General features: G+C 38.6%; 19 protein-coding genes. 16 read left to right on the forward strand and 3 right to left on the reverse strand.

All coding sequences use genetic code 11. The features are described 5' to 3' along the window. The first annotated feature begins 5 nt into the window (after positions 1-5). Together LVD15_RS15205 and LVD15_RS15210 are read left to right on the forward strand one after the other, a co-directional pair. Positions 6-713, forward strand: coding sequence for a thioesterase II family protein (locus tag LVD15_RS15205; RefSeq protein ID WP_233776073.1), 708 nt, complete (start codon positions 6-8; stop codon positions 711-713). Between the two features lie 83 nt (positions 714-796). Further along, on the forward strand, positions 797-1,114 hold the full coding sequence (locus tag LVD15_RS15210) for a hypothetical protein (RefSeq protein WP_233776074.1): 318 nt from the start codon (positions 797-799) through the stop codon (positions 1,112-1,114). A gap of 34 nt (positions 1,115-1,148) precedes the next feature. Here LVD15_RS15210 and LVD15_RS15215 read toward each other — a convergent pair. The 3 genes from LVD15_RS15215 to LVD15_RS15225 all read right to left on the reverse strand — a co-directional run bounded on the left by LVD15_RS15215 (position 1,149) and on the right by LVD15_RS15225 (position 4,950). Further along, a protein-coding gene (locus LVD15_RS15215) for an IS3 family transposase (RefSeq protein WP_233776075.1) occupies positions 1,149-2,272 on the reverse strand; the annotation gives its coding sequence in 2 pieces (ribosomal slippage) (positions 1,149-2,011 and positions 2,011-2,272; 1,125 coding nt in all). Positions 2,273-2,308: 36 nt separating this feature from the next. Then, positions 2,309-3,406 (reverse strand): IS4 family transposase, encoded by a 1,098-nt coding sequence (locus LVD15_RS15220; protein ID WP_233776076.1) that lies wholly within the window; start codon positions 3,404-3,406, stop codon positions 2,309-2,311. A gap of 224 nt (positions 3,407-3,630) precedes the next feature. Continuing rightward, positions 3,631-4,950 carry an IS1380 family transposase gene (locus tag LVD15_RS15225; protein WP_233776077.1) on the reverse strand — a complete coding sequence of 440 codons (1,320 nt, stop codon included), beginning with the start codon at positions 4,948-4,950 and terminating at the stop codon, positions 3,631-3,633. 113 nt (positions 4,951-5,063) lie between these two features. On the opposite strand from LVD15_RS15225, the gene LVD15_RS15230 reads away from it, so the two are divergent. The 14 genes from LVD15_RS15230 (at position 5,064) to LVD15_RS15295 (ending at position 14,638) form a co-directional block, all read left to right on the forward strand. After that, a complete protein-coding gene (locus LVD15_RS15230; protein ID WP_233776078.1) occupies positions 5,064-5,639 on the forward strand; it encodes a hypothetical protein in 576 nt (191 codons plus the stop codon). A gap of 39 nt (positions 5,640-5,678) precedes the next feature. After that, positions 5,679-6,194, forward strand: a complete 516-nt coding sequence (locus tag LVD15_RS15235; RefSeq protein WP_233776079.1) for a hypothetical protein — start codon at positions 5,679-5,681, stop codon at positions 6,192-6,194. Between the two features lie 348 nt (positions 6,195-6,542). Further along, positions 6,543-7,112 (forward strand): Pvc16 family protein, encoded by a 570-nt coding sequence (locus LVD15_RS15240; RefSeq protein WP_233776080.1) that lies wholly within the window; start codon positions 6,543-6,545, stop codon positions 7,110-7,112. Positions 7,113-7,117: 5 nt separating this feature from the next. Beyond that, positions 7,118-7,894: a hypothetical protein gene (locus LVD15_RS15245; protein WP_233776081.1), complete on the forward strand. Its 777-nt coding sequence runs from the start codon at positions 7,118-7,120 to the stop codon at positions 7,892-7,894. A 25-nt stretch (positions 7,895-7,919) separates the two neighbouring features. After that, positions 7,920-9,563 carry a phage tail sheath family protein gene (locus LVD15_RS15250; protein WP_233776082.1) on the forward strand — a complete coding sequence of 548 codons (1,644 nt, stop codon included), beginning with the start codon at positions 7,920-7,922 and terminating at the stop codon, positions 9,561-9,563. A gap of 59 nt (positions 9,564-9,622) precedes the next feature. Next, positions 9,623-10,099: a phage tail protein gene (locus LVD15_RS15255; RefSeq protein ID WP_233776083.1), complete on the forward strand. Its 477-nt coding sequence runs from the start codon at positions 9,623-9,625 to the stop codon at positions 10,097-10,099. Positions 10,100-10,159: 60 nt separating this feature from the next. Then, complete coding sequence (locus tag LVD15_RS15260; protein WP_233776084.1) at positions 10,160-10,606, forward strand: phage tail protein; 447 nt, start codon at positions 10,160-10,162, stop codon at positions 10,604-10,606. A 2-nt stretch (positions 10,607-10,608) separates the two neighbouring features. After that, complete coding sequence (locus LVD15_RS15265) at positions 10,609-11,079, forward strand: phage tail protein (RefSeq protein WP_233776085.1); 471 nt, start codon at positions 10,609-10,611, stop codon at positions 11,077-11,079. Then, a complete protein-coding gene (locus tag LVD15_RS15270) occupies positions 11,080-11,253 on the forward strand; it encodes a DUF5908 family protein (RefSeq protein WP_233776086.1) in 174 nt (57 codons plus the stop codon). Next, entirely contained in the window at positions 11,254-11,949 is a 696-nt protein-coding gene (locus tag LVD15_RS15275) for a CIS tube protein (RefSeq protein WP_233776087.1), read from the forward strand. 3 nt (positions 11,950-11,952) lie between these two features. Beyond that, positions 11,953-13,602 carry a type VI secretion system tip protein VgrG gene (gene vgrG, locus LVD15_RS15280; RefSeq protein ID WP_233776088.1) on the forward strand — a complete coding sequence of 550 codons (1,650 nt, stop codon included), beginning with the start codon at positions 11,953-11,955 and terminating at the stop codon, positions 13,600-13,602. Positions 13,603-13,604: 2 nt separating this feature from the next. Next, positions 13,605-13,811, forward strand: coding sequence for a hypothetical protein (locus LVD15_RS15285; protein WP_233776089.1), 207 nt, complete (start codon positions 13,605-13,607; stop codon positions 13,809-13,811). After that, a complete protein-coding gene (locus LVD15_RS15290; protein ID WP_233776090.1) occupies positions 13,801-14,199 on the forward strand; it encodes a GPW/gp25 family protein in 399 nt (132 codons plus the stop codon). Before LVD15_RS15285 ends, LVD15_RS15290 begins: the two co-directional genes overlap by 11 nt. 19 nt (positions 14,200-14,218) lie before the next feature. Further along, complete coding sequence (locus tag LVD15_RS15295) at positions 14,219-14,638, forward strand: contractile injection system spike tip protein (RefSeq protein ID WP_233776091.1); 420 nt, start codon at positions 14,219-14,221, stop codon at positions 14,636-14,638. Positions 14,639-14,648 lie beyond the last annotated feature (10 nt).

Below are 14,648 nucleotides of genomic sequence, written 5' to 3' on the forward strand. Positions count from 1 at the left end.
CATAAATGGATAAAATTAAATTGTTCTGTTTTCCTTATGCTGGAGGCTCTGCATCCATATTTTATGAATGGAAAAGTTACTTATCTCCTCATATAGAAATTATTGCCATAGAGCTAAAAGGTAGGGGAAGACGTATAAAAGAAGACCTGTATGATAATGTAGATGAGTTGATTGATGACATTTTTTCTATCATTAAAAAGCATCTTCATAATTGTAACTACGCCTTTTTTGGGCATAGCATGGGAGCCATGATAGCCTATGAGCTCACTTTAAGAATAAAAAGAGAAAAGTTGCATCTTCCTGTTCATTTATTTGTTTCAGGTAGAGGAGCACCTCATATTTATAAACCCAAAAACTATCATTTATTAGATGATAAAAATTTTGAGAAGGAAATCCTCAAGCTTGGGGGTACTCCGCCGGAGTTTTTTGATTATCCTGAGCTTTTAGAGATATTTTTACCTCTACTTAAAAATGATTTTAAACTTTCTGACACCAAAAATCGGGATGATATTATTCCAATTGAAACAGGTCTTACAGCTTTTTTTGGTAATGATGAGGATTTGACTTTAGAGCAAATAGAGGAGTGGCGAAATTATACAAGTAGGATTTATGAAAAAAACATTTATCCTGGAGGACATTTTTTTATTAAGAAATACTATAAAAAAGTCATTAAAGTTATTAATAGTCGCCTTTCTGAAACTCTTTATAAATAATTCAATATATTGAATTTAATTAAGGTGTGTAAATAAACACGTTTAGGGTATAATATTCTCTTGGCTGGTTATTGCTGGTTGCTATGAAGAAACTCAATGTCTACATACTAGCGCTGATTTTTTTATTGGGCTATTCTGTTTATGGTCAAAATCAGGAATCAAAAATTCAGAAATTAGTGGACTTAAAGCTGATAGACTCTGGTCAGGCACAAGTAATGAGTGAAATGTTGTCATATGAAGAACGAAATTCAAATGCGCAGCTCATTTATGCTTTATTTCAAGTTGTATATCAGAGGGCCACAGGTGATCTATATTCAACGGAATTACTAATGAATTTTGATTTCAGAGAACCTAACGACAAAAAGCAACAATGTAAGCACCCCCAAATTAGGACTGTTTAAATGTATAGATTTCTAACAATTATTATTATTGAAATCAGGTGTTAATTGTGGGTAACTCGATAGAGTTATCCACTGTTAACGCCCTCTGTGCATACAGCACCGGACTCAAGTCATTCAGACTTTCATGAGGCCTGAAAAAGTTATAGTCATTCATCCACTTTTCAGTAGCTTCACGCACTTCATTTATATCATCAAAAATATACACATCCAATACATTTCTTCTGAAGGTGCCATTCAGCCTTTCTATGTAGGCATTTTGAGTGGGCTTACCTGGTTGTATATAAATGAAGTCGATTTCGTGCATTTGGCTCCATTCCTTAGTTAATGTTGCAATAAATTCAGGGCCATTATCCATCCTGATCCGCTCAGGTTTGCCTCGACGTTTAATTAAATGGTTTAAAACCCATACTATTTTATTGCTCTTAAGAGAATAGTCAATCTCTATATGTAGCGCTTCCCTGTTAAAATCATCCATTACATTGAAAGATCGAAACTTTCTGCCGTTCAATAGAGCATCACTCATAAAGTCAATAGACCAGGTATGATTGATTACAGGCGGTATCTCCAAAGGCTCTTTCACTCTTGCGGGCAGTCTTTTTTTTGTCTTTCTACGCATACTTAATCCCATGGATTTATAGACTCTATGTACTTTCTTATGATTCCATTGATGACCCTCATTGCGAAGTCGCCTGAAAGCTTTCCAAAAACCTTCTCTGGGAAACTGCTCTGCTTTTTCTTTTAAAGCAGCCATAATAGGCTCATCATTTTTAATAGATGAATAATAATAGACGGATTTGGCAAGATTTAAAACCCGGCACGCCCTGCTGATGCTGATCGCGTAATTAAATTCCCTTTTTATTTCCGTAACTAGCTGCTTTTTCTGGCAGGGCTTTAAAGCTTTTTTTCGATAATCTCTTTAGCAAGCTTAAGATCAAGGGCTAATTCCGCATGCATGTGTTTGAGCCTGCGATTTTCCTCTTCAAGTTCTTTTAGCTTCCGTAACTCTGAAGCATCCATGCCTCCAAATCGCTGGCGCCACTTGTAGAAGGCTGCCTGACTAACACCATGCTCACGGCTGATCTCAGCCGCGGTCTTACCTGCATCAAATTCCTTCAAGATGCTGGCAATCTGTTGGGGTGAAAATTTCTTTCGTTTCATAGTGAACAGTTTAAATTTAATTAAATTTTTCTACTTTTAAACTGTCCTATTTTTAGGGGGCCTTACACATCTTTTTTTGATCTGTTTTCGGACTACTTCCATCAATAATAGACAGATCAGGGCACTCCAAATTTGGATCTCAATAGCATTTTGGTTGTCCCCCAGAAAATATTTGAGAGGAAAGTTCTGCTTCAGCTTTTTAAATAAAAGCTCTATCTGCCATCGGTATTTATAAATGGCCGCTATTGTGGCTGCTTCCAACTCCATATTATTGGTCATAAACACTAATAATTTATTATTGAGGTCATCATAATAGGCTATTCTTCTATTTTGAAGCTCTTGCACTTGTCCATCAGTCTTGAAACTGATAACAACTTTTTCATCCTTAAGTACACAAAAGTCTTTATCTTCAGGCAGTTCTAGCTCATCTATTGATTGATATCTGGCATTTTCCTTCATTCTAGTAATGTAAAATATCCCTTGATGACTCCATTGTGCGTATTGTCTATAATCGATATACCCTTTATCCATCACCACATAGGATCCTTCTGGGAGTTGTAATTGCTTTAAAAATGTATGATCATGCTGACTTCCCTTGGTCAACCGTACTAAACATGGCATTAATTCTGCCGCATGAATCATTACATGAGCTTTAATGCCTCCCTTGCTTTTGCCATCTTTTCTAGGGCGTCCTGCTACCTTGAGAATATCTTTAAACAGACTAATAATCGTTGAATCAACAATATAAAGTTTATTGAGAACTTCCATTCTCAAGCGGCTGTCCGGCAAAAGGTGCCGATACTTTTTAAACAATTTCATGTAAATGTCTGCAAAGACTATACTACTGCGTTTTTTGTTGCTATCTGATAAAGTGGAACGTCTGGGTATAAATTGAATACCTAAATGGATCAGCTTGTTTTGGCAGGCCAAAAGCCCCGTAGTAAGCTCTCTGAGAGCACTTGCCCCACTGAAACAGCAGTATAACATGCTTACTAGGTGATGCCAAGTATTCAATTTCTTGTAATATCTGTCAGATTGGTATTTTGATATTATTTGATTTAACACCGATTTATCTATCAGCGATAATAGTTGAGAAAAGATTGGCTGTCCGTAGAAATATGTATTTTTACTCATGTGTGATTTTTTGTTGTGGTAAACCGAAAATACACATTATGGGGCACTCTTGAAATTATTCAGAGGCCCCTATCTTTTTTCTCGGACACTAGTGATTATAAAGTATTTAATAAAATTTTAAGAGATTTAAAATCTCCTTACCGATTACACCTGATTAAATTTAATTATAATCCTGAATCAGTTAGAGAACTTCAGTATTTTGGAATTATAGCGTTAAACCCGGATTATTCATTAGAATAATCAAAAGGAGGACTAGTAGACGATATGTTCAAGAATATTCCCTCCATCCAGGGTCTTCTTTTGGAGGGTAATGAGATTTTTAAAACCTTTTTATTAGCATGGTTTGCTGTCCAGGCTCCTAATGCAAAGCAATAGGATCTGAGGGTTGATAGGGTTGCTTTTCGATGATGGTTCAACGCAAAATGCCTGAATAAACTCATCAAATTGTAAGCCACCATGATAAAGCGAAAGGAGGCTTCTGTTGCCCAAAAATCTTGTAAACAAAAATTTTCAAGCCCAAAATCTTGTTTCAATTCCTTAATTCTGTTCTCACAATCGGCGCGGGTGTTGTACATGTTCCAAATCTGATCCAGAGGTAAATCCATATTGGTCACATAGCAACTATATCGATAGCCAGGCTGATCTTCAAAAAGTTCCTTGCCTCCTGCATGTGGCCTGATGTCAACTTGCTTTTTTACAATAATGTATCGTCTTGGCTTACCGTTTTCATGACTGAAAACCATCTCGTTCAGCTCTATTCCCTTTGCCAGTTTGACCCAATCTTTAAGCCCCCAAACTTCGCTTTTTACATTGGGGTACATGCGTACAGCCATAATGTAATTGAGGAGTTCTTCATCTAGATATGACATGATTTCTTCGTTGTAAAAACCACTATCGGCCCTTACCAGACCTACTTTTTGTCCTGCCAAGGCGTGCTTAAAGGTTTCTTCCATGAACTCCCTGCAACTACTACTGGCCGCTGTGTTGCCTGGCCTGAGCCATGCATTGGCCACCATTCTGGTTTGACTCACAAAGGCCATCAAGGGGTGATGTGAATTTCTCCCTCTTTTGTTGGGGTTATAACCTTTACTACTCCCTTGTTGATCTCCATATCGAGTGATCACAGTACTATCAAAATCAATGGTGAGTGCTCCTAAACGGAGCTGGTCAAAGAACCATTGTTGAAGCTCTGGAAATACTTCGTTGTTTAGGGATTGAGAGAATTTTCCAAAAAAACGACTGTAGGTACTTTGGCTAGGCATACCATCCCATCCAAAAATTGACTGTAAAACAGTATCATATCTCAACCAGTCACAATGGATGTATCTACTAGCCCCTGTCCAGATACTCAGCCAAAAACTCTCTACGATTTGCTTGGGGTCATACCCTCGGTTAGAACCAGGAGATGGAAGTGCCAGTTCGGCTAATTTTTCTCGTATCCCTACCTGATCGATAAATCGTTTCATTAAACTCATCCCTCCAAAGGGTGTCACTGGCTTGGAGGAATATTCAATGGGTAAAGACCCTATATTTTGAGTAACCATTCTGGTGATTTTTATACCTCATCAAAATCGATCTTTTTACACAATTATCGAAGGATTTTCTAAACTTTTAGTTTTCTAATGCATAATCAGGGTTAAAAGCAAATCAAGAAACCATGTTTAGGCAAGATGATAGTTATTGGGACTTGAGTTACGAGAGTTATGATCGTCAGCTTACATCAACGAAAATAGCTAAAGCAATTGATGAGTATAAAAAGATAGGAGCGCTTGGTCATTTAGAAAAAGAGGAAATAACCAAAAGTATTGAGCTAATAAAAGAAAAAGAAATAATGAATCTTAATGATGTCATTAGCACTTTTTCAGATGTGGTTTTATCAGCTGATGTGGAATTGGGTAATTTACAAAATCCTTATGCAGAGCTAGTCTCTGGATATTCAGAAATCTCTCACGGCGAGTTTAGTCCCTCCCATGTTTATGATGACTTTGATTTGAAAAAAGAAGAGATTACTCTTTCTTTTGATCTTAATGGTGAAACTTATCAAACAAAATTTAAAGCTAATGGAGATTGGATTGATCCGGCATTTTTTTCGTATCTAAACAAGGTAATAGCCGACAATAAATTGAGTGGTAAATTTTACCATATTTATGAGGACGGGATGGGAATAATTTATTTAACATTAAGCCAATTTAAATATTTAAGTAATAATGAGCTTTTAGTTTTTACGGATTAATTGCTATTATGAACCCCCTTCAAAGACGATCAATAAAATATGAATACTAAAAAATATTTCTGCTGTGATTGTTGTGATGAATGGTCTTGGAAGTATTTGCTAAGGGATGTAATTCCAAATGCTCAGTTTGTTGAGTTTAATCAGCCGAATATGAAGCAGCTATTTCCTCAGGAATTGGCCTGGCTCAGTGAATTTCGGATTAATTCCGTAGCTGATCATAAGATTTACCATTCAGGACAGTCACATAGGTTTGAGTTAAAGCAACCGGTAGAAGACTGGGTACTTAGCAAAGGTTTAAAATACTGGCCGAAAGCATTCTTGCAAGATGTCTCATTTTTTGACGCCGAAGGGACTGAGTTGATGGCTACCATTTCACATAAGCGCTATATCATTAAGCTGTTATCTGAAGATGAAAGGTTACAGCTGAAAGATAAAGGGATTGATTTCTGGTGCAGCTGGAGGTCTTTAGAGGAGGTAGAGTCAACTGTTAAGTCACGTGATCGTAAGTCAATATTTAAGAGCCTGATAGAAATTATTGAAGCCTTTATTAATTAAATACCTTTCCTCACCTCAAAATTACCCCAGTAAATCTATTTAGGACTCTATTGTAGGAATATAGTCATCCGAAGATATAATTTCATTATGTTTTTTTAACCTCAATTGCCTGCTCAATTCGGTCGGGAATTTGATAGTTTTTGTCGTTTTTGTTATAGTCATCGAGCGGCCCTCGTACCTACCTTTGTTGTGTTAATTTTTATCAACCTAAACGCCTTTTTTCTCACGTTTTCAGTGAGTAGTGTCCGCAAGTTATCTGCTAGATAGGTTTATGTCATTATTCATTTAATGGTGTTATGTACGGTTTAAAAGTGATGTTTATACTTTTTTGACTTTAATAATTGCTCTATGATACAGACCGTTTTGGAGGTGTTGAAAACCAGACTTAATGAGTTTTTTAGAATCAAAACAGGAGAAGAAGCTGATTTGGTAAAGTTCATTGATAGTGGTCATTCAGATCCTATTTCTTTCACTAATAATGCAGTTACTCCTTTCCTTATCAATGTGTCAGAAGATCGTGTTTTTAGAAATGCTGATCAATACACTGGTGTGGTTCAAAATGGAGTGAGAACACAGTTTAACCCGGAAATAAGAATTGAATTGCTGGTTTTATTTGTATCTAAGTTTAGTGACTATAAGCAGGCTCTTACTTTCTTGTCTTATATCATTAAATGCTTTCAGGCTAACCGCATTTACACACAAAAGAACTGCCCTGAGCTGGCAGGTGAAAATATAGAAAAACTGATTATGGAGTTGGTGTCTTTACCACTGCAGGAGCAAAATCAGGTTTGGCATTCTTTAAATACCTCTTATCTGCCTTCGGTTTTGTACAGGATAAGGCTTTTACATTTTGTAGACGAAGAGGGAGTGGCCTACGCTGGAGAAGGTATATCTCATGTTGGAATTGAAATTAACTGAAAAAGATGTACAAAGTGTTATTTGAACTAGCCATTGATCATCAATATTTTTCTGCAGGCAGAGCTGATATTGCCATTGTGCCAGATGAAAAAACCGATCGGATGATGCGAGGACAGCATTTTTTGATGAAAAATACATTTAATGGAATAAGAGTGCTTACGCCTGTTTATGATAATGGGGATATGAAGCCCATACTAACCAAACAGGATCATTTCGCCTTCAACTTATACCCCACATCATCAATATTTAGTCAGGTTACAGAGCTGCCCAAAGCGGAGCCAGATAAAGTGATTTTGTATAATAATTCACGAATAGAAGATGAGGCTCTGTTTCTTACAACTACTGATCATAGCGCCAGTACTTTTAATGGTTACCCATTGGTGGCAAGAGTAGAAATTGGGGTGACAGACCAGTTGCTGGCTGGTGTGGAAGAGGTGCATAAAGTGGTTTTCAATGCCCCGGCTATCAAATGGAAATATTACTTTATTTCAGAAGACTCAGCTCAGGACCTTTCCATTGAAGACGGCAGTAATATGTTAGTCTTTAATCAGGTGGATATTACTGAACAGGCTGATGATCCTTTGTTAATGTCCCTTAAAAAGACCTTTCCTGATCTATCCTTATCCCTTTTTGAGTCTGATTCTCCCGTAGTAGCTAGCAATTATGCAGTGAAAAAATTAGGTCTTTTGAGAGGGGGCGAGGTCATTATTAAGCACCTGCCTAACCCTGGTGTAGATGATGGGGGAGTAAAGATTATAAAAACGATTCAAGTAAATAAATAAAAGTTTAAACGTAAACATATTTCATATGCCCAGTTATCAAACACCAGGTGTGTATACCGAAGAGGTGCCTACGCTACCACCATCCGTAGCCGAGGTGTCTACCGCCATTCCGGCATTTATAGGCTTTACCGAACGCGCCTCTAAGGCAGGTAAAGATGTATTTAATACAGCAGTGAGGATCTCTACTATGCTGGAGTATAAAGAGATATTTGGCGGGGCTGATCCTACCATATTTACCGTAGACCTTAATGCAGATGAGTCTATTAAGGAAATTGCGCCTCAGGTACCAGTCAATACCCTTTACTATGCGTTAGATCTTTATTTTAAAAATGGAGGAGGGGCTTGTTATGTTATCTCTACAGGTAATTATGAAGCTACATTTGAGAAAAGTGTGTTTATAGATGCGCTTACTACCTTGAGTAAAGAAGATGAGCCTACTTTAATAATGTTAGGTGAAGCTACTAAGCTAGAGCAAGTAGATTACTATGAAGTATGCAGGCAAGCGCTGGCTCAGTGTGCTAACCTGAAAGATCGCTTTTGTATATTTGATGTGTTATCCATAGATGTAGATGCTCAGAGTTTTCGTGATAATATTGGCATCAATAACCTGAAATATGGAGCTGCTTATACCCCTTATCTACATACTTCGCTCAGTTATATGTATAAGGAAGAAGCGGTGTCAATTAATGGTTTGTCAGGCATAGAAAAGCCCGGATATAAGATCAATGGAATCAATATTATGTATTCCGGAGATATATCAGACCAGCCTAAGTTTAGAATTAATCAGAGTCAGGGGGCAGGAAATTCTTCTAACGATGTCACCTTTGATGTATCAGATAGCCAATTGACTATTCGTAATGTGGGCGATGGAGTGCCTGCACAGGAGTTGGTGAATTCTTGGCTAAATCATAATGAAAAAGGCCTTTTTGAAATAGTTGATATAAGTAATGGTACTGAAAAAGTAGAATCTACAGGAGAGTTAGTGTTTTTGGAAGCATCAGAGCCTAATTCTATTACGCTGGCAGATATTAAAAGCACTAAATCAGCTCTATATAATAAACTGGTAAGTGAGCTTTCTAAATGGCGTGTGGTGTTGCCTCCTAGCCCTGCAGTGGCAGGCGTATATGCTGTTACTGACAGAACACGAGGCGTGTGGAAAGCACCTGCTAACATAAGCCTTAATGCTGTAATTGGTCCGGTAGAAAAAATCACTACAGCAGACCAGGAGAAGCTCAATATTGATAGTGAAGCGGGCAAATCTATTAATGCTATCAGAAGTTTTTCAGGTAAAGGAACACTGATTTGGGGAGCCAGAACGCTGGCAGGAAATGATAATGAGTGGCGCTATGTACCTGTGCGCAGGTTATTTAATATGATAGAAGAATCTACTCAAAAGGCATCTCACTTTGCTGTATTCGAGCCTAATGATGCAGCTACCTGGTTAAAGGTAAAGGCTATGATAGACAGTTATCTTTATGGTATTTGGCAGCAAGGAGCACTGGCTGGTTCTACCCCGGAGCAGGCTTATTATGTAAATATAGGCTTAGGCAAAACCATGACGCAGCAAGATATTTTAGAAGGTCGTATGATCGTGGAGATAGGCGTGGCAGCGGTAAGACCAGTAGAGTTCATTGTGTTGAGGTTTTCTCATAAACTTCAGGAGTCTTGATAATCCATCAGAGATAGAATAGAACAAATACCAATTATTTATTCCTAAAAACAAAAGAAATGGCTCTAACAAAAGACCAAATCAAAACCAACTATCCACTGCCGGTGTACAATTATCGGGTGGATATAGATAATACATCCATTAGTTTTTCTGAGGTATCTGGCCTGGAGCTTAGCTTTAGTCAAATTACCTATAAAGAGAGCTATGCTACCAGTGGTAAAAGTGGTCCTAATGTAATGATCATGCCCGGCCAAAAGCAGCCCACTACCATATCATTGAAAAAAGGCTTTGTAAAAGGCGTGAGCATTAAAGCACTCTATGACTGGATTAACGGTATAGAACTTAACAGGGTAGATAAAAAAGATATAACAGTACACCTGCTGGATGAGACCGGTTCAACCGTAGTAAGCTGGAAGTGTATCGATGCTTTCCCTACTAAGCTTACCGCTCCCACTTTTGATGCTAAGTCTGACGAAGTGGCTGTAGAGTCTATGGAGCTGGTAGCCGGAAGAGTAACTATGGAGGAAGCATCATAATCATTCTGCGTTCAGGCCCTCTTTTTTGTACTCAGATTTGCTCATCAAAATTATATAGAAATGGCAGTAAATAAGGCATCTATAACAGATGAATACCCTATTCCGGCATATAATTATCAGGTTTCTATAGCCGGAGAAAATACTATGGCCTTTTCTGAAATATCAGGCCTGGAGATACAGCACGAGCATGTGCTGTATCGGCATGGCTTCAGCTGGGTAATTGGAGACAACCTGATCCGCGGGCAGAGAAAGCCGATTAATATCACTATGAAAAGAGGGGTAGTGAAAAACAGAAGCTATTTATATGATTGGATGCAAAAAGCCGATAAAAGAGATGTGAAAATCGACTTGTGTGATGAAAAAGGGGAGCCATTGGTCAGCTGGGAAGTATCTCGGGCATTACCTTATCAGCTAGATGCCCCCACCTTTAGTGCTAGCGCTAATGAAGTGGCAGTTGAAAAGGTGAATTTGATCGCTCATGACTTAAAAATGAATTACCATCAGTAATTATGGAAGCTATTGATATATTAAATCCAAACCCTCCTTTGTCTCACAGGTTTGGCGTGTTTTATTTTCCCGTTGGAGGTTTTATTCCTAGTCCTTTTGATTTTAGATTTCAAAAGGTGTCAGGAATAAGTACAGAGGTAAGCATGCATTCGGTAAGAGAAGGAGGTCAGAATTTATATAATCACCGCTTGCCTAACCAGGTAAGCTATAATAATCTGGTGCTGGAACGTGGTTACGCTATTGGTTCTTTAATGGTGCAGGACTTCAATTATACCTTTTCTCAATTCAAATTTTATCCCTCTAAAGTCTTAGTCACCTTGTTTCATGAAACAGGCGCTCCCCTGGGAGCATGGCTCTATTTAGATGCTTACCCGGTAAAGTGGAGCATTTCCAGTCTGGATGCTCAGGCCAACTCAGTAGTAATAGAAAATATGGAATTAGCTTATAGCAGGTTTCAAACCATAAGAATTTAAATGGCGGTAGAAATTAAAGAAATAGTGGTGAGAGCAGTGCTTACTGATGGAGGAAAAGGTCAGACAAGCACTGATAATGACGGTTGTGATGAGCAAGCTGTAGATAAAAAAATGATCATACAGGAATGTGTAGATCAAGTGCTGAAAGTGTTGAAAAAGAAAAGTTTAAGGTAGATGAATCCTCTCAATTTATTTAAGCTGGAAAAGCTAAAAATCAAATCCTACTCTACAGCCGAAAGGAATGATAAGCCCAAAATATTTGAGGCGATGTTTAATCCTGAGAGTTATTCTCTTCATTATGAGAATAAATTCAATAAATGCCAAGGGGTAAACACTACAGGAGGTACTACCAATTATTCATTTAGCAGGCCGGAAAAGCTTAGTTTAAAGCTCATTTTAGATGGTACAGGAGCTAGTGTTACAGGCTACAATGTATTGCTGGGAAAAACCAGAGATGTCTATAATCAGGTTCAGGAGTTTTTGAGGCTCACCACTTTTATGGATGGTGATATTCATGAGCCGCCGTATCTTTTAATCATCTGGGGAGACCTGAATTTTAAGTGTCGCCTTACTTCGCTTGATATTAAATACACTTTGTTTGATAGAAGCGGAGTGCCTTTGCGAGCCGAGCTGGATACATCATTTTTCGGTCAGCTGGAAGAAACAGAACGATTAAAGAACGAGAATAAGAACTCTCCCGATTTAACGCATATCAGAGTGGTGAAGGCAGAGGATCAGTTGCCACTTATGTGTGAGCAAATTTATGGATCGCCTCATTATTACATTTCCGTAGCCAAAGCCAATGGCATTACAGATTTCAGAAACTTAAAACCAGGGCAAGAGATCTTTTTCCCACCTATTGAGAAGTAAGGCATGGCAGTAACCACAATAACGATTAAAAGCGATGGCAAGGTAGTAGATCAAGGTCTGGAGATTCTTTCTATTGAGGTCAATAAGGAGTTGAATAAAATTCCTTTAGCTGAACTCAGGCTTATCGATGGAAATGTTGCCAAAAAGGAGTTCAAAGTTCTGGATAGTGGTGTTTTTGATATCGGTAAAAGTATAGAAATATTACTGAGACATGAGGGAAATCCGGGAGAAGAAGCGGCCGTTTTTAAAGGCATAGTGGTAAATATAGAATTAGCCATGACTAGCGGAAGAACCGCACTTACTGTGGAGATGAGTGATGAAGCCATTCGTATGACCAATGGACGGCATAATGCTATTTATCATAAGAGTGATGCCGAAATTATTAAAGACTTGGCTTTACGAAATAAATTAAAGGCCGATAGAATAGCTAAAACTACAGTGAAGCATAAAGAAATGGTTCAGTTTTATGCTTCTGATTGGGATTTTGCCTTGTCAAGGGCAGAGGCCAATGGCCACATGCTTATTGCTGATGACGGAGTTATATCTACGTTAAAGCCAGAAGTGAATACACCAGCTTTATCATTAGAACTGGGGCAGGATACCATTTATGATTTTGACCTTCAGGTGAATGGTCGCCAGCAATGCTTTCAGGTAGACTCCATAGGTTGGGATATAGCAAAACAATCGCTTTCAAAACCAGCTTCAGGGAGCGTGTATCAGTTTGCTCAGGGTAATCAAGATCTGGCTAAGTTTACTGATGTGGTAGGGGGTAAGTCTGTTACTCTCATGCACCCTGTGCCGCTGCCACCTCAGGAGCTCAGAACCTGGGCCGATGCACAAGTAATCAAGTCCAGGTTAGCATTAATCCGTGGCTGGGTTTGCATAACAGGCACTAATAAGGTGAAGCCAGGGCAAACACTAGAAATAAAAGGAATGAGCAAAAGCTTTACCGGAAGCAATATTGTTTCTGGGGTAAGGCAAGAAGTGAACCATGGTAGCTGGAATACTTATGTTCAAATAGGAATGGACATAGACTGGTTTGCCACTAAAGCTAACATAATGGATACGCCCGCAGCAGGATTACTGCCCGGTGTTAATGGACTGCAAATTGGCCAGGTAACGGCTTATGAGAAAGATCCAGAGAATCATTCGAGAGTGAAGGTGCACATACCTGCTTTCAATAAGGAAAAAGAAACGGTTTGGGCGCGCTTAACCTCACTGTATGCAGGTGCTGAGAGAGGTATGTTCTTCAGGCCTGAAATAGGCGATGAGGTAATAGTAGGCTTTCTAAATGATGATCCCAGACAGGCTATTATTCTGGGTGCGGTGCACAGTTCGGCCAAAAAAACGCCGCTGGATGTGACAAGTGAAAATGCACAAAAAGGCATTATCACCAAACAAAAATATCAGCTCCTATTTGATGAAGAAAAGGAAACCATTACGCTTTCTACTTCCCCGGCAAACAGTATTTGCATAGATGAAAAAAACAAGCTGATAAACATTAAAGACATTAATGGCAATCAGGTAGAGCTAAGTAGCAATGGTGTAAAAATAGATAGCGCTAAGAATTTTAAAATTACCGCTAAGAAAAATATCGAAATGGAAGCCAAGGGCAATGTTTCAATAAAGGGTGCTAAAATAGATTTAATTTAAAAATGATGGAAAAGCTAAACCTGGAAGTAACACTGGAAGAGGCCAATGTAATACTGGCCGCATTAGGTCAGCAACCTTATTTAAAGGTGGTAGATCTGATTCGTAAAATACAAGGTCAAGGTGCCGCACAGCTTAGATCAGATGCGGCGGAGAAAGAGGCAGGTCCTGATTTAGTAACTACAGAAATGCTTTATAAGAATGGAAAATAACTTTTTAGGTAAAGGCTGGTCATTCCCTCCTCAGTTTTATGCTGATGGAGCAGAAGTAGAGCTTGTAAGCGGAGAAGAAGATATAAAGCAAAGTTTGGAAATAATACTATCCACTTCTCTTAAGGAGCGTGTAATGATGTCTGATTTTGGCTGTGATCTGTCCCAATTTCTATTTGAAGAGGTAGATCAGAGCCTGATTAACGAAATGCGTGGGGTGGTGTCTGATGCCATACTCAAGTATGAACCTCGTGTTAAGGCAGAGCAGGTAGCTATTAATAATTCAGCTGAAGAAGGCATGTTGGCCATCAGCATTGATTATGTAGTGCGCACTACAAATAATCGCTATAATCTGGTTTATCCTTTTTACCTGAAAGAGGCTTCGGTTTAACCCTTAAAAGTATAAGCGTATGGCATTAGATAACATCATTTTAGAAGGAGACTTTGTGGTTTTCTCACCTGTTTTTCAAAATGCGGTAGTGGCAGTAAAACCAGGCAGGTTTACTACTTCAGGAAAAACCACAGTAAGAGGTAAGAAAGTGGGGCTCAAAGGAGATGAGAAAAAGCTGCAAGTGCCTAACTGTATCTATTCTGCTGGCGCTTTTGTGAATGGACAGGGTACGCTTACCATTAAAAAGTTGGCTTCTAATCAGCTGACTAATTCAACCAAAAGTGGGCAAAAGCCAATGATTTTACAAGGAGGCCTGTTTGAGGCTGAGTTTAAAGTAGATGTAAAAGCGGTAGATGTGAATATGGTGCAAGACCCCAGCGCTAGCTATGCCGGTTTTGGGAAGTTTATACCTGCCAATACTAAAGTCAAGGCTTCTTAGATAATTGATT

The organism is Fulvivirga maritima (assembly GCF_021389955.1).
GTDB classification, from domain to species: Bacteria; Bacteroidota; Bacteroidia; order Cytophagales; family Cyclobacteriaceae; genus Fulvivirga; species Fulvivirga maritima.

Bases quoted from the DNA above. Each gene is read 5' to 3' on its own strand.
- LVD15_RS15230 (WP_233776078.1), top strand. From the start codon at position 5,064: ATGTTTAGGCAAGATGATAGTTATTGGGACTTGAGTTACGAGAGTTAT.
- LVD15_RS15245 (WP_233776081.1), top strand. From the start codon at position 7,118: ATGTACAAAGTGTTATTTGAACTAGCCATTGATCATCAATATTTTTCT.
- LVD15_RS15255 (WP_233776083.1), top strand. From the start codon at position 9,623: ATGGCTCTAACAAAAGACCAAATCAAAACCAACTATCCACTGCCGGTG.
- LVD15_RS15270 (WP_233776086.1), top strand. From the start codon at position 11,080: ATGGCGGTAGAAATTAAAGAAATAGTGGTGAGAGCAGTGCTTACTGAT.
- LVD15_RS15220 (WP_233776076.1), bottom strand. From the start codon at position 3,406: ATGAGTAAAAATACATATTTCTACGGACAGCCAATCTTTTCTCAACTA.
- LVD15_RS15260 (WP_233776084.1), top strand. From the start codon at position 10,160: ATGGCAGTAAATAAGGCATCTATAACAGATGAATACCCTATTCCGGCA.
- LVD15_RS15265 (WP_233776085.1), top strand. From the start codon at position 10,609: ATGGAAGCTATTGATATATTAAATCCAAACCCTCCTTTGTCTCACAGG.
- LVD15_RS15225 (WP_233776077.1), bottom strand. From the start codon at position 4,950: ATGGTTACTCAAAATATAGGGTCTTTACCCATTGAATATTCCTCCAAG.
- LVD15_RS15275 (WP_233776087.1), top strand. From the start codon at position 11,254: ATGAATCCTCTCAATTTATTTAAGCTGGAAAAGCTAAAAATCAAATCC.
- LVD15_RS15250 (WP_233776082.1), top strand. From the start codon at position 7,920: ATGCCCAGTTATCAAACACCAGGTGTGTATACCGAAGAGGTGCCTACG.
- LVD15_RS15210 (WP_233776074.1), top strand. From the start codon at position 797: ATGAAGAAACTCAATGTCTACATACTAGCGCTGATTTTTTTATTGGGC.
- LVD15_RS15235 (WP_233776079.1), top strand. From the start codon at position 5,679: ATGAATACTAAAAAATATTTCTGCTGTGATTGTTGTGATGAATGGTCT.
- LVD15_RS15285 (WP_233776089.1), top strand. From the start codon at position 13,605: ATGATGGAAAAGCTAAACCTGGAAGTAACACTGGAAGAGGCCAATGTA.
- LVD15_RS15290 (WP_233776090.1), top strand. From the start codon at position 13,801: ATGGAAAATAACTTTTTAGGTAAAGGCTGGTCATTCCCTCCTCAGTTT.
- LVD15_RS15295 (WP_233776091.1), top strand. From the start codon at position 14,219: ATGGCATTAGATAACATCATTTTAGAAGGAGACTTTGTGGTTTTCTCA.
- LVD15_RS15205 (WP_233776073.1), top strand. From the start codon at position 6: ATGGATAAAATTAAATTGTTCTGTTTTCCTTATGCTGGAGGCTCTGCA.
- vgrG (WP_233776088.1), top strand. From the start codon at position 11,953: ATGGCAGTAACCACAATAACGATTAAAAGCGATGGCAAGGTAGTAGAT.
- LVD15_RS15240 (WP_233776080.1), top strand. From the start codon at position 6,543: ATGATACAGACCGTTTTGGAGGTGTTGAAAACCAGACTTAATGAGTTT.